Below are 13,248 nucleotides of genomic sequence, written 5' to 3' on the forward strand. Positions count from 1 at the left end.
AGGTTGAGGGTGCGCGGCGGGAGATGGCGTGGGGGGCGACGGGCGGGTATGGGTGGCGGGCGACGCGCTATCCAAAGCACCGAACCGCTTGGCAAAATCTATCATTTGGAGCAAACTAGACCTATCAAATGATTAGAGCGATATCAGGAACCACTATGGACATCTCATCGCGCATCTATCACCCTGCCCCACCCATTCGGCCGGGCCTGTGGTACAGCCTTGGCATTCCGGAGCGGGGAGAACCGCTCTATCGGGCCTTGCATGAAGGCTTCTCCGTTTCAGTATTGGATCATCTATCTGTTGCCATCGGTGTTGCCAAGAACGCTTTGGCCTCGTATGCATTGATCCCTTCCGCCACGTTGCAACGCCGATTGAAAAGCAAGCGCTTCAACACTGAGGAAAGTGATCGCTTGTACCGGCTGGCTCAAATATTGAGTGCGGCTTTCGAACTGTTCGAGGGTGACGAAGTAGCCACTCGGCATTGGCTATCCGAGCCAGTGCGGGGCCTGGGTGGGCGACGCCCGATCGAGATGGCGCGAACCTCGGCGGAAACAACTGCTGTGCTGGACCTCATTGGGCGCTTGGAGCATGGGGTAATCGCGTGACCCGGATTTATCGCCTGGTGAAGAAAAAATGGAGCGCACATGCATTCGATGGAGAGGGAGCCAAACGTTATGGCGGTCGGTGGAACAGCAAAGGTTTAGCGTGCGTATACGGCGCGGGTAGCGAATCGCTGGCGCTTCTGGAGGTTCTTGCACATTTGAGCGACGCCGAACTGGCCCACCACTATGCGATGTTCGAAATGGAGGTCGATGACAACCTGGTGCTCTACGCCGATATAACTGAACTACCCAATAACTGGCGAGCCGAACCCGCTCCATTGGAAACTGCAAGCTATGGCGATACCTGGCTAGCCTCCGGCCAGAGTCTTGCCCTTGGGCTACCCAGTGTTATTGTGCCGCGCGAATGGAATTACCTGCTTAATATTGAGCATCCTGCGTTTGCCAAGGCTGCGTCAGGAGCACGGCTGCTGAATTTCGATCTGGACACTCGGTTGCTATAGAGCCTCAACCCCCAATCCACACGATACACGCCGACAACGTGACCACGGACCCCAGCGTGGACAGCAGAATCACCCGGGAGATAGTGCCGGCTTCACGCTTGTAGTATTCGGCGATCATGAACGGCCCCGTGCCGGTAGGCAGCGCGCTCAGCAGCAGCGCCGAGTGGGCCCACAGCGGGGGCAGCACGAACACCTTGAAGGCCAGCCAGCCGGTGATCAGTGGCTGGCCCACCAGCTTGAGCAGCACCAGTGGCCAGGCACTCTGGCTGGCCGGCTTGCCCGGGCGGGCGAGGAACAACCCCAGTGAGATGAGCGCGCAGGGCGTGGTCGCCGCTGCAAGCATGTCCAGCAGCTGGGTGACCGGCGCTGCCAACCCCAGGCCAGTACTGGCCCAGAACGCGCCTGCCACGGGTGTGACCACCAGCGGGTTTTTCAACAGCGCCGTCGTGACGGCCAGGCCCGCCCGCGCTAGGTTCGGCTCCGCTTGCAAGCCCACTTCCACCAGCGTGACGGCCACCGCAAAGAGCACGCATACCACGATCAGCGATGAGATAAGGGCCGGCTCCAGCCCCGAAGGGCCCAGGACCATCAGGCACAACGGTATGCCGATATACCCGGTGTTGGCATACGCCGCGCTGAGGCCATCGATGCTGCCCTCCACCAGGCGCTGGCCCCGGGCGACTTTCCAGGCCAGCGTGCCGGAAAACACCGCCATGCAGCCCAGCCCGAAACTAAGGATAAAGCCCGGCTGCCAGTTCTGCGCCCACACCGCCGTCGCGGTCACCTTGAACAGCAGCGCCGGCAGGCACAGCCACACCACCAGTTTGTTCAGTTCCGACGCCGCATGCTCGCCCAAGCGGCGGGTGCGCCCGGAGGCATAGCCGAGCAGGATTAAAGAAAAGATGGGGGCGATTACAACAAGTACGGTGTTCATTCAGGTAGCCATATCCAGGGACAGCCGAGCCTAGGGCAGGCCCCGCCGGTTTGTAAACCGCTCAAGGGCACGGGTTCTGCGCCGCCTATGTAGCCGTGCGGTATGCCTTCCTCGATTGGGCACCCCATAAACCCAGTGAATAGCGGTGTGATTGTTTTGCGCAGCGGTCTAGGGTTGCAAAAAAACAACAGGAGGTGCGGCATGGCGGCGCAAGTGCGATTCCAGCAGACAGGCAACCTGGGGTGGATCACCCTCGACAACCCCCCGGTGAATGCGCTTAGCCAGCCGTTACGTGCTGGCCTGATGGCAGCGCTCGAGCAAGCAGCGCAGGCCTCGGGCCTCGATGCCCTGCTGTTGCTGGGCACGGGCCGGCTGTTCTGCGCAGGTGCCGACATCAAGGAATTCAGTGCGCCGCCCATGGCCCCCGCCCTACCCGACGTGATCGCTGCAGTGGAAGCCTTTAGCAAACCGGTGATCGCGGTGCTGCATGGCAGCGCCCTCGGTGGCGGGTTGGAGCTGGCACTGGGCGCGCACTACCGCATCGCCACCGCCGATACGTCGCTGGGCTTGCCCGAAGTGAAGCTGGGGCTGCTGCCGGGTGCCGGTGGTACCCAGCGGCTACCCCGTGTGGTCGGTGTGCCCAAGGCGCTGGACATGATCGTCAGTGGCGCCCCTATCACCGGTGAAGCGGCCTTGCCAGCTGGCCTGGTCGATGCCCTTTATGAGGGTGATGCGGTGCAGGCGGGAACAGCCTATGCCTGCAAACTGCTCAGCCAGGGAGGCGGGGTGCGCCGCACGGGTGAGCGCACCGCAGTTCTGGAGGGCAATGACCCGCAGGCCTACTTCTCGGAACAGAAGGTGAGCGTAGAGAAGCGTTTTCCCGGCCTGTATTCTCCATTGCGCTGCGTGATGGCGGTGCAAGCCTCGGTACAGCTGGCGCTGGCCGAGGGGTTGAAACGCGAGCGCGAACTGTTCATGGAGTGCCTGCAGTCCCCGCAACGGGCCGGGTTGGTACATGCCTTCTTCGCAGAGCGTGAAGCGAGCAAGGTGCCGGGCGTTACCGCGGACACACGCCCCTGCCCCGTTGAACACGCTGCCGTGGTGGGCGGCGGCACCATGGGCGTCGGGATCGCGCTGTGCTTTGCCAACGCAGGGCTGCCGGTGAAGTTGCTGGAAGTGGATGAAACAGCGCTTGCACGCGCCTTGCAACGTGCACGCGACACCTACGCCGCCAGCGTGAAGCGCGGCAGCCTCAGCCCCATCGATATGGAGCAGCGCCTGGGCTTGATCGAAGGCGTTACCGATTATGCAGCCCTGGCCGATGTCGACGTCGTGGTTGAAGCGGTGTTCGAGGACATGGCGGTGAAGCATCGCGTATTCGAGACGCTGGACGCCGTGTGCAAGCCCGGCGCCCTCCTCGCCTCCAATACGTCCTCCCTGGACCTGAACGAGATCGCCACCGCCACGCGCCGGCCGGAGGACGTGATCGGCCTGCATTTCTTCAGCCCTGCCAACGTGATGCGCCTGCTTGAAGTGGTACGTGGTGCCCGCACGTCGCCCGAAGCGTTGGCCACCGGGCTTGCATTGGGCAAGCGGCTGAAAAAGGTCAGCGCCGTGGTGGGTGTGTGCGATGGCTTCGTGGGCAACCGCATGCTGTTCCAGTACGGGCGCGAGGCGGAGTTCCTGCTCGAGGAAGGTGCCACGCCCGAACAGGTTGACGCCGCGCTGCGCGGCTTCGGCATGGCCATGGGGCCGTTCGCCATGCGCGACCTTTCCGGGCTGGACATCGGCATGGCGATCCGCAACCGCCAGCGCCAGCAACTGCCCCCGAACTACCCGCTGCCTTGCCTGCTGGACCTGCTGTTCGAAAAAGGCATGCTGGGGCAGAAAACCGGCTGTGGCTTTTACCGCTACGAAGGCGGCGCACGTACGCCGCTGCCTAACCCCGAGCTGCCAGCATTGCTCGACGCCGCTTCCCGCCAGCAAGGCTTAGCGCGGCGCGCCTTGAGCGATGAATACATCCTGGACCGAACCCTTCTGGCCTTGGTGAACGAGGGCGCGAAGCTGCTGGACGAAGGGATCGCCCTGCGCGCCAGCGACATCGACCTGATCTACCTCAACGGCTATGGTTTCCCGGCATTTCGCGGCGGCCCGATGTTCTATGCGGACACTTTAGGCCTGGGCACCGTGCTGGAACGCATCGAAGCCTTCCACCGCGAGCTTGGCGCCTGGTGGGAGCCCGCGCCACTGCTAAAACGGCTGGCCCGCGAAGGCGGCACCTTTACCGGCAAGGGGGCCAGCGCATGAACGACGCCGTTATCGTTTCAACCGCCCGCACCGCTATCGGCAAGGCGTTCCGCGGCGCGTTCAATAACACCCACGGCGCCGTATTGGCTGGCCATGTGGTCAGCCATGCGCTGGCCCGCGTAGACCTGGACCCTGCCCTGATCGAAGACTGCGTACTGGGCTGCGGCCTGCCCGAGGGTGCCACCGGCAAGAACATCGCTCGGTTGGCGGCCGTGCGCGCCGGGCTGCCGCTGAGCGTGGGCGGCGCCACTGTGAACCGGTTCTGCGGGTCGGGCCTGCAAGCGATCGCCCAGGCTGCCCATTACATTCGCGCCGAAGGAGTCGCCGCCATGATCGCTGGCGGTGTGGAATCGATCAGCCTGGTACAGCCCACCCTGAATCCGAACGGGATACAGGAGGCCGGCTTGTATCAGTTGAAGCCCGACCTCTGGCTGCCCATGATCGACACCGCGGACATCGTCGCCCAGCGATACGGCATCAGCCGCCAGGCCCAGGACGAATACGCCCTGCTCAGCCAGCAGCGCACGGCCGCTGCTCAGCAGGCCGGGCGCTTCGATGCCGAGATCGTGCCGCTGGCCAGCGTGCGCCAAGTGACCGACAAGGCCAGTGGGGAAACGCGAGAAGAAGCGGTGACCCTTACTCAAGATGAATGCAGCCGTGCATCCACCACCCTCGAGGCATTGGCCGCGCTGGCGCCAGTGCGCGGCGCCGATCAGTTCGTCACTGCCGGCAACGCCAGCCAGCTGTCGGACGGCGCCAGCGCCTGCCTGCTGATGGACAGCCGCGTTGCCGTACAACAGAACCTTGCCCCGCTGGGCATTGTGCGGGGCTTTGCGGTGGCTGGCTGCGAGCCGGACGAAATGGGCATCGGCCCGGTGTATGCCGTGCCCAAACTGCTGAAGCGCCACGGCCTGACCGTGAACGATATCGACCTGTGGGAGCTGAACGAGGCGTTCGCCTCCCAGGTGATCTATTGCCGCGACCGCCTCGGCGTCGACCCTTCGAAGCTGAACGTGAATGGCGGCTCCATTGCCATCGGCCATCCCTATGGCATGACCGGCGCCCGCATGGTCGGCCATGCCCTGCTCGAAGGGCGGCGGCGCGGTGCGCGCTATGTCGTCGTCACCATGTGCATTGCCGGCGGCATGGGTGCCGCCGGCCTGTTCGAAATTGCCTGACTACACGGGGTAGACATGGACATTCATTACACCGAGCAACAACTGCAGTTTCGGCAAGAGGTAGAGGCGTTTCTGGCCGAGCAATTGCCAGCGCCTATTGCCCGCAAGGTATTGCTGGGCAAGCGCCTGGCCAAGGCAGACATGCAAGCCTGGCACGCCATCCTTGCCGCAAAGGGCTGGCTGGCCAACAGTTGGCCGGCGGAACTGGGCGGCACCGGCTGGGACCCGATCCAGAAGCATATTTTCGACGAAGCCTGCGCGGCGGCAGGCGCGCCTCGAATAGTCCCGTTCGGGGTGAACATGGTGGCCCCGGTGATCATCCGCTTTGGCACCCAGGCGCAGAAGGATTTCTACCTGCCGCGCATACTGTCGGGCGAGCACTGGTGGTGCCAGGGCTACTCGGAGCCCGGCGCCGGCTCAGACCTTGCCAACCTGAAAACCCGCGCGGTGCGTGAGGGCGAGCATTACATCGTCAATGGCCAGAAAACCTGGACCACCCTTGGCCAGTACGCCAACTGGATTTTCTGCCTGGTGCGCACCGATGCCCAGGCCCAGCCGCAGCGTGGCATTTCTTTCCTGCTGATCGACATGGCCACGCCGGGCATCACCGTACGGCCGATCATCACTCTGGACGGCGAGCACGAAGTCAACGAAGTGTTCTTCGACAATGTGCAGGTGCCGGTAGCCAACCTTGTGGGTGAAGAAAACCAGGGCTGGACCTGCGCCAAGTACCTGCTCACCCATGAACGCACCGGGCTGGCCGGCATCGGTACGTCAAAGGCGGCCCTGCGCCAACTCAAAAAAGTGGCGGCCCAGGCGCAAAGCGGCGGCAAGCCCATGCTCGAAGACCCGCTGTTCCGCGCCCAGGTTGCCGACGTGGAAATGCAGCTGCGGGCCATCGAGATCAGCACCTTGCGCATCTGCGCAGCGGCCAGCAACGGCGGCGTGCCGGGTGCCGAAAGCTCGATCCTGAAAGTGAAGGGCACCGAGATCCGCCAGGCAATTTCCCACTTGTTGCGCAAAGCCATCGGCCCCTATGCCCTACCATTGGTAGAGGAAGAACTGGAGCTGAACGACAGCGAACCGCCGCTTTATATGGAAGACAGCGCGCCGCTGGCCAGCGAGTACTTCAACCTGCGCAAGCTGTCGATCTTCGGCGGGTCCAACGAGATCCAGAAAAACATTGTCACCAAAATGATTCTTGAACTCTAAGGGGCGCGCCATGGACTTCAACCTCAGCCAAGAGCAGCAGATGCTGCAAGACACCGCCGCGCGGCTGGTGCGCGATCAATACACCTTCGAAGCCCGCCAGGCCCATGCCGCCACCGCGCTGGGCTATTCCCGTGACTTCTGGGCGCAGTTGGGCGAGCTTGGCCTCACTGCGGTGCCGTTTGACGAAAGCGTGGGTGGCATGGGCGGCAGCAGTGTCGACCTGATGCTGATCATGACCGAACTCGGCCGCGGCCTGTGCCTGGAGCCCTATCTGCATTCGGTAGTGTTCGCCGGCGGGCTGCTCGCTCAGCTGGGAACGGCCGAACAACAGGCCCGCTGGTTGGGGCCGGTGGCGAGCGCCGAGGCACAGCTAACCGTGGCGCTCGAAGAGCCCCATAGCCACTATTGCCTGAACCACGTGGAAACCCGGGCCGAGGCCGTGCCCGAAGGCTATCGGCTGAGCGGGCGCAAGGTGGCGGTGATCGCAGGCCATAGCGCCGATGCAATCTTGTTGAGTGCCCGCACCCACGGCGAGCCGGGAGATGAAACCGGCATCAGCCTGTTTGTGCTGGCGCCCGATACCCCTGGCGTGCGCCGCCGAGACTACCCTACCGTGGACGGCCCGCGCGCCTGCGAGCTGTTCCTCGAGGGTGCCGTGGTGCCGGCCAGTGCCATGCTGGGCGAAGTGGGCCAGGCGTTCGATGCCCTGCGCTATCAACAGGGCCGCGCCATCGCCGCGCAATGCGCCGAGGCGTTGGGCAGCATGCAGGCGGCCTGCGCGTTGACCCTGGACTACCTCAAAACCCGCAAACAGTTTGGCGTGCCCATCGGCAAGTTCCAGGTACTGCAACACCGCATGGTGGACATGCACACCGAGCTGCAACAGGCCACCTCCATGGCCATTCTGGCCGCCTGCGTGGCCGACGAAGCCGACAGCCTCGAACGCTCCCGTACCCTGGCCAACGCCAAGTTCATCTGCAGCCGCGCCGGGCGCTTCATCGCCGAGCAGGCGATCCAGTCTCACGGCGGGATTGGCATGACCTGGGAATACGTGCTCGCCCACCACGCCAAGCGGCTGGTGATGCTCAGCCATCAGTTCGGCGATGACGATCACCACCTCAAGGCGTATGCGGCGATGATGGACATGGCTGTGGCCTGACATTTGTTCCCGGGCTACCGCTTGGTCCTACGGTGAAAACATGTAGGACCAGGCATAGCCTGGGAATGAACCGAATCACTCCACGCCTCAATCCGGTTCGGCCCACGCTTACCCCGCACCACTTCGGAGCCGCTCAATCGCCTGCCCATCAGCACTCGCCGCGCCAACCCGCCATGCAGGGGCACTCCACGCAAAAACCTGACCTGTTGGCCAGCTAATTGCTTTATCAGGGCCAGCCACCCTGAACGAGCCTGCCATGCCTTCAACCGCCACCAGCCCGCGCCTGCATCTGCGCCAGATCACCAAGCGCTACCCGGGCTGCCTTGCCAACGACGCCATCGACCTGCGTATCGACGCCGGGGAAATTCACGCCTTGCTGGGCGAGAACGGCGCAGGCAAAAGTACCCTGATGAAGATCATCTATGGGGTCACCCAGCCGGACAGCGGCGAGATCCTCTGGGAAGGCGAGCAAGTGCGCATGCGTAACCCGGGCCAGGCGCGGGCATTGGGCATCGGCATGGTGTTCCAGCACTTTTCGCTGTTCGAAACCCTCACCGTGGCACAGAACATCGCCCTGGCCATGGGGCCCGGGCAAACGCCAAAGCAGCTGGAGCCGCGCATCCGTGAAGTGTCAGCCCGCTACGGCATGAGCCTGGCTCCGGAGCGGCTGGTGCATAGCCTGTCCATCGGCGAACGCCAGCGGGTGGAGATCATTCGCTGCCTGATGCAAGACATCCGCCTGCTGATTCTCGATGAGCCGACTTCTGTGCTTACCCCGCAAGAAGCCGAAGACCTGTTCGTGACCCTCCGGCGCCTGGCGGCCGAAGGCTGCAGCATTCTGTTCATCAGCCATAAGCTGGGCGAAGTCCGCGCCCTGTGCCACAGCGCTACGGTGCTACGGGCTGGCCGGGTATCAGGCCAGTGTGTGCCCAACGAGAGCACCGACCTTGCACTGGCGCGGATGATGGTCGGCGATGCCGAAGGGCTGGAAACCGACTACGCGAAGGCCACCGGCGGCGTTGATTTCCTCAACGTGCAACAGCTCTCATGGCACAACCCGGATCCGTTTGGCTGTTCACTGAAGGCGGTGGACCTCGCTGTACGCAGGGGGGAAATCGTCGGTGTCGCCGGCGTGGCTGGCAACGGCCAGGACGAACTGCTGGCGCTACTCAGCGGCGAACGCACCCTCGCCATGGCCGATAGCGCTTGCGTGCAGTTCGCCGGCAAGCCGGTGGGTGGCCTGCGCCCCGATGCCCGACGGGCCCTGGGCCTGGGCTTCGTACCCGCCGAGCGCCTGGGCCATGGCGCGGTACCCGACATGAGCCTGGCCGATAACGCCCTGCTCACGGCCTTCGGCCAAGGGCTGGTCAGCAAAGGTCTGGTCCAGCGCGGCAAGGTCGTGCAACTGGCCGAAACCATCATCGAGCGGTTCGGGGTTAAAAGCGCCGGAACCCACGCGGCAGCGCGAAGCCTGTCGGGCGGCAACCTGCAGAAATTCATCCTCGGCCGGGAAATCCTTCAACAGCCTCGCTTGCTGGTGGCAGCGCATCCCACCTGGGGGGTGGACGTGGGCGCGGCGGCAACCATTCACCGTGCCTTGATCGCCTTGCGCGACGCTGGCGCGGCAATCCTGGTGATTTCCGAAGACCTGGACGAGCTGTTCCAGATCTGCGACCGCCTCGGCGCGCTCAGTGGCGGGCGCCTCAGTGCCCTGAAGCCAACCACAGAGACTACCCAGGTGGAACTGGGTAGCTGGATGGCCGGCCGCTTCGAGGCGATGGCACCCGCGCACGATTCTCCCCTTTCACCGGCCATGCCCGCATAACGGAGCCTGTCATGCTGCTTTCCCTCGAACCCCGCGGCCAACAGTCCCGCGCCATGCTGTGGCTGTCGCCCGTGCTGGCCGCAGTGCTTACCCTCGCCTGCGGCTCGTTGCTGTTCATGGCCCTTGGGCAAGACCCTTTGATCACCCTGCATACCTTGTTGATCGACCCCGTCAGTGACCTGTACGGAGTGTCTGAACTGCTGGTCAAGGCCACGCCCATCATGCTGTGCGCATTGGGCCTGGCGGTGGCGTACCAGGCACGGATCTGGAACATCGGCGCCGAGGGCCAGTTGCTGATCGGCGCCTTGGCCGGCAGCGCCGTGGCCGTGCACATCCTTGAGGTACAAAGCCGCTGGGCATTGGTGCTGGTACTGGCAACAGGCATGCTCGGCGGCGCCCTTTGGGCCGGCCTCACCGCCTGGTTGCGCACGCGGTTCAACGCCAACGAGATCCTCACTAGCATCATGCTCAACTACGTGGCGCTCAACCTGTTGCTGTATGGCGTGCACGGCCCGCTGAAGGACCCGGCCGGGTTCAACTTCCCGGAATCGGCCATGTTCTCCGACGCCACCCGCCTGCCGGTGCTGTTCGAGGACGGCCGCGCCCATGCCGGCGCGTACTTCGCCCTGCTCGCGTTGGTGGCCGTGTGGGTGTTGCTGCAACGCAGCTTTCTGGGTTTCCAGATCAAGGTGCTGGGCCTGGACGGCCGTGCCGCCGCCTCGGTGGGTTTCAGGGAAAAGCGCCTGGTGTGGCTGGTGCTGCTGCTCAGCGGCGGGCTCGCGGGCCTGGCTGGCGTGTGCGAGGTCACCGGCCCTATTGGCCAGTTGGTCCCGCAAGTGAGCCCCGGCTATGGTTACGCCGCCATTACCGTCGCCTTCCTGGGACGGTTGCACCCCGTGGGCATCGTGTTTGCCAGCGCGCTCATGGCGCTGCTGTACCTGGGCGGCGAGAGCGCGCAAATGAGCCTCAACCTGCCGCAGGCGATCACCCAGCTGTTCCAGGGAATGATGCTGTTCTTCCTGCTGGCAAGCGACGTACTCATCCTCTATCGCCCCCGCCTGAACCTGAGCTGGGCCCGCCGCCGCGCGGCTGTCGTTACCGCTGGAGCCGCCTGATGGACATCGACCTGCTGAGCAATGTGTTTTACGCCATGGTGCGCACCGGTACGCCGCTGTTGCTGGTGGCGCTGGGCGAACTGGTGTGCGAGAAAACCGGCGTGCTCAACCTGGGCCAAGAGGGCATGATGCTGTTCGGCGCCGTGGTGGGGTTCATTGCTGCCTACAGCACCGGCAACCTGTGGCTGGGGGTGATGATGGCGATGCTGGCGGGGGTGTTGCTGTCGTCGCTGTTTGCCTTGGTGGCCTTGGCGTTCAATGCCAACCAGGTGGCCACCGGGCTGGCGCTGACCATCTTCGGCGTAGGGCTGTCCACCTTCGTAGGTGCGGCCTGGGTGGGTAAGCCGCTCAGTGGGTTCGAACCCATCGCCCTGCCCTGGCTCAGTGAACTGCCCGTGGTGGGCCGCATGCTGTTCGGCCAGGACCTGCTGGTGTACCTGTCCTTCGCGCTGTTCGCGCTGGTGGCCTGGGTGCTGCTTAAAAGCCGCCTCGGCCTGATCATCCAGGCCGTGGGCGAGAACCCCGATGCCGCTAGCGCCATGGGCCTGCCGGTGCTGCGCGTGCGCACCCTGGCGGTGCTGTTCGGCGGCGCCATGGCCGGGCTGGCTGGCAGCTATCTATCGCTGGCCTACACCCCCATGTGGGCCGAAAACATGAGCGCCGGCCGCGGCTGGATCGCCCTGGCCCTGGTGGTATTCGCCAGCTGGCGAGTGGGCCGCCTGCTGCTGGGTGCCTACCTGTTCGGCCTCGCCAGCATCCTTCACCTGGTGGCCCAGGGCGTGGGGCTGAACATCCCTTCCAACCTGCTGGCGATGCTGCCGTATGTGGCGACCATCGTGGTGCTGGTGTTGTTGTCCCGCGATGGCCTTCGCACACGCCTGTATGCGCCGGTTTCGCTAGGGCAGCCTTGGCAACCCGGGCACTGAACCCGTAGAGTACGCCCCCTGCGCCTGCCCTCACCGGCAGGCGCCCCTGGATCAGCAGACAGGGCAACACTGAGCTGGCTTCCCTCACATTCACTTCAGAGGAGCCGGCCACCATGCCTGCCATCCGTACCTGGTTGAAAAACCCCCTCGCCGTGTTTACCGGCAACAACCTGAGCGCCGAAGGCGGCCTGGTGATCGCCAACGGCGTGATCGAACAGTTGCTCGCCCCAGGTGAACACCCTGCCCTGCCCTGTGATCAGATGTTCGACGCTCGCGAGCATGTGCTACTGCCGGGGCTGATCAACACCCACCACCACTTCTATCAAACCCTTACCCGCGCGTGGGGGCCGGTGGTGAATCAGCCATTGTTCCCCTGGCTGCAAACCCTCTACCCCGTATGGGCGCGGCTGACCCCGGCGCAGCTGGCACTGGCGAGCAAAGTAGCGCTGGCCGAGCTATTGTTGTCGGGCTGCACCACCGCAGCCGACCACCACTACCTGTTCCCCGATGGCCTTGAAGAAGCGATTGACGTGCAGGTCGAGGCGGTGCGCGAGCTTGGAATGCGCGCCATGCTCACCCGCGGTTCGATGAGCCTGGGCCAGGCGGACGGCGGGCTGCCGCCGCAGCAGACGGTGCAGCAGGGCGAGGCGATTTTGGCGGACAGCCAGCGGCTGATCGAGCGCTACCATGAGCGCGGCGATGGCGCCCAGGTGCAGATTGCTCTGGCGCCTTGCTCGCCGTTTTCGGTCACCCCGGAAATCATGCGGGCCAGCGCAGACATGGCGCAGCGCCTGGACGTGCGGTTGCATACGCACCTGGCCGAAACTTTGGACGAAGAAGCCTTCTGCGTGCAGCGCTTCGGCCTGCGCACCGTGGATTATCTCGACAGCGTGGGCTGGCTGGGCCCGCGCACCTGGCTGGCGCACGGCATTCATTTCAACCCCGAGGAAATCACCCGTCTGGGTGCTGCCGGCGTGGGTATTTGCCATTGCCCTACGTCCAACATGCGCCTGGCTTCAGGCATTTGCCCAACGCTGGAGCTGATGGCGGCCGGGGCTACCATCGGCCTGGGTGTGGACGGCTCGGCCTCCAACGACGGCTCCAACCTGATGCTCGAAGCCCGGCAGGCGCTGTACCTGCAACGCCTGCGCTATGGCGCCGAACGCATCACCCCCGAGCTGGCACTGGGTTGGGCCACCCGGGGCTCGGCAGCACTGTTAGGGCGCACGGACATCGGCGAACTGGCGCCGGGCAAGCAGGCGGACCTTGCGCTGTTCAAGCTCGACGACCTGCGCTTTTCCGGCAGCCATGATCCGGTCGCTGCGCTGCTGCTGTGCGGCGCCGACCGTGCCGACCGGGTAATGGTGGCCGGCCAGTGGCGGGTTATCGGGGGCCAGATCGAAGGCCTGGACGTATCAGGCCTGATGGCCGACCACCGCCAGGCGGCACAGGTGCTGGTCAACGGCGCCTGATACGCACTCTCCTGTCCCCTTGGTCAGCTTTTTGCATTCTCCCTGGCAGCTGACACC

11 protein-coding genes are annotated in these 13,248 nt (G+C 64.4%); 10 read left to right on the forward strand and 1 reads right to left on the reverse strand.

All coding sequences use genetic code 11. The features are described from left to right. Positions 1–155: 155 nt before the first annotated feature. Together AC3Z8Y_RS13460 and AC3Z8Y_RS13465 are read left to right on the forward strand one after the other, a co-directional pair. Positions 156–605 carry an Xre family toxin-antitoxin system antitoxin gene (locus AC3Z8Y_RS13460; RefSeq protein WP_490086211.1) on the forward strand — a complete coding sequence of 150 codons (450 nt, stop codon included), beginning with the start codon at positions 156–158 and terminating at the stop codon, positions 603–605. After that, positions 602–1,063, forward strand: a complete 462-nt coding sequence (locus tag AC3Z8Y_RS13465; RefSeq protein ID WP_490086212.1) for an RES family NAD+ phosphorylase — start codon at positions 602–604, stop codon at positions 1,061–1,063. The genes AC3Z8Y_RS13460 and AC3Z8Y_RS13465 overlap by 4 nt, the downstream gene beginning before the upstream one ends. Before the next feature lie 4 nt (positions 1,064–1,067). Here AC3Z8Y_RS13465 and AC3Z8Y_RS13470 read toward each other — a convergent pair whose 3' ends face one another. After that, the gene (locus tag AC3Z8Y_RS13470; RefSeq protein ID WP_490086213.1) at positions 1,068–1,997 is read right to left on the reverse strand and encodes an AEC family transporter; all 930 of its coding nucleotides are present in this window, start codon (positions 1,995–1,997) and stop codon (positions 1,068–1,070) included. A 201-nt stretch (positions 1,998–2,198) separates the two neighbouring features. Here AC3Z8Y_RS13470 and AC3Z8Y_RS13475 point away from each other — a divergent pair, with 201 nt between their 5' ends. The 8 genes from AC3Z8Y_RS13475 (at position 2,199) to AC3Z8Y_RS13510 (ending at position 13,191) form a co-directional block, all read left to right on the forward strand. Continuing rightward, entirely contained in the window at positions 2,199–4,304 is a 2,106-nt protein-coding gene (locus AC3Z8Y_RS13475; RefSeq protein WP_490086214.1) for a 3-hydroxyacyl-CoA dehydrogenase NAD-binding domain-containing protein, read from the forward strand. After that, positions 4,301–5,482, forward strand: a complete 1,182-nt coding sequence (locus tag AC3Z8Y_RS13480) for an acetyl-CoA C-acyltransferase (protein WP_490086215.1) — start codon at positions 4,301–4,303, stop codon at positions 5,480–5,482. The genes AC3Z8Y_RS13475 and AC3Z8Y_RS13480 overlap by 4 nt, the downstream gene beginning before the upstream one ends. A 15-nt stretch (positions 5,483–5,497) precedes the next feature. Next, positions 5,498–6,694 (forward strand): acyl-CoA dehydrogenase family protein, encoded by a 1,197-nt coding sequence (locus AC3Z8Y_RS13485; protein WP_490086216.1) that lies wholly within the window; start codon positions 5,498–5,500, stop codon positions 6,692–6,694. Between the two features lie 10 nt (positions 6,695–6,704). After that, positions 6,705–7,853 carry an acyl-CoA dehydrogenase family protein gene (locus tag AC3Z8Y_RS13490; protein WP_490086217.1) on the forward strand — a complete coding sequence of 383 codons (1,149 nt, stop codon included), beginning with the start codon at positions 6,705–6,707 and terminating at the stop codon, positions 7,851–7,853. Positions 7,854–8,109: 256 nt separating this feature from the next. Beyond that, positions 8,110–9,678, forward strand: coding sequence for an ABC transporter ATP-binding protein (locus tag AC3Z8Y_RS13495; RefSeq protein WP_490086218.1), 1,569 nt, complete (start codon positions 8,110–8,112; stop codon positions 9,676–9,678). 11 nt (positions 9,679–9,689) lie between these two features. Next, complete coding sequence (locus tag AC3Z8Y_RS13500; protein ID WP_490086219.1) at positions 9,690–10,793, forward strand: ABC transporter permease; 1,104 nt, start codon at positions 9,690–9,692, stop codon at positions 10,791–10,793. Further along, entirely contained in the window at positions 10,793–11,719 is a 927-nt protein-coding gene (locus tag AC3Z8Y_RS13505; RefSeq protein ID WP_490086220.1) for an ABC transporter permease, read from the forward strand. The genes AC3Z8Y_RS13500 and AC3Z8Y_RS13505 overlap by 1 nt, the downstream gene beginning before the upstream one ends. Before the next feature lie 113 nt (positions 11,720–11,832). Further along, on the forward strand, positions 11,833–13,191 hold the full coding sequence (locus tag AC3Z8Y_RS13510; RefSeq protein WP_490086221.1) for an 8-oxoguanine deaminase: 1,359 nt from the start codon (positions 11,833–11,835) through the stop codon (positions 13,189–13,191). Positions 13,192–13,248 lie beyond the last annotated feature (57 nt).

Source organism: Pseudomonas sp. 3MAES_34.3B (genome assembly GCF_058145875.1).

Coding starts and splice junctions, on each gene's coding strand:
- AC3Z8Y_RS13460 (WP_490086211.1), top strand. CDS start 156: ATGGACATCTCATCGCGCATCTATCACCCTGCCCCACCCATTCGGCCG.
- AC3Z8Y_RS13470 (WP_490086213.1), bottom strand. CDS start 1,997: ATGAACACCGTACTTGTTGTAATCGCCCCCATCTTTTCTTTAATCCTG.
- AC3Z8Y_RS13475 (WP_490086214.1), top strand. CDS start 2,199: ATGGCGGCGCAAGTGCGATTCCAGCAGACAGGCAACCTGGGGTGGATC.
- AC3Z8Y_RS13480 (WP_490086215.1), top strand. CDS start 4,301: ATGAACGACGCCGTTATCGTTTCAACCGCCCGCACCGCTATCGGCAAG.
- AC3Z8Y_RS13485 (WP_490086216.1), top strand. CDS start 5,498: ATGGACATTCATTACACCGAGCAACAACTGCAGTTTCGGCAAGAGGTA.
- AC3Z8Y_RS13490 (WP_490086217.1), top strand. CDS start 6,705: ATGGACTTCAACCTCAGCCAAGAGCAGCAGATGCTGCAAGACACCGCC.
- AC3Z8Y_RS13495 (WP_490086218.1), top strand. CDS start 8,110: ATGCCTTCAACCGCCACCAGCCCGCGCCTGCATCTGCGCCAGATCACC.
- AC3Z8Y_RS13500 (WP_490086219.1), top strand. CDS start 9,690: ATGCTGCTTTCCCTCGAACCCCGCGGCCAACAGTCCCGCGCCATGCTG.
- AC3Z8Y_RS13505 (WP_490086220.1), top strand. CDS start 10,793: ATGGACATCGACCTGCTGAGCAATGTGTTTTACGCCATGGTGCGCACC.
- AC3Z8Y_RS13510 (WP_490086221.1), top strand. CDS start 11,833: ATGCCTGCCATCCGTACCTGGTTGAAAAACCCCCTCGCCGTGTTTACC.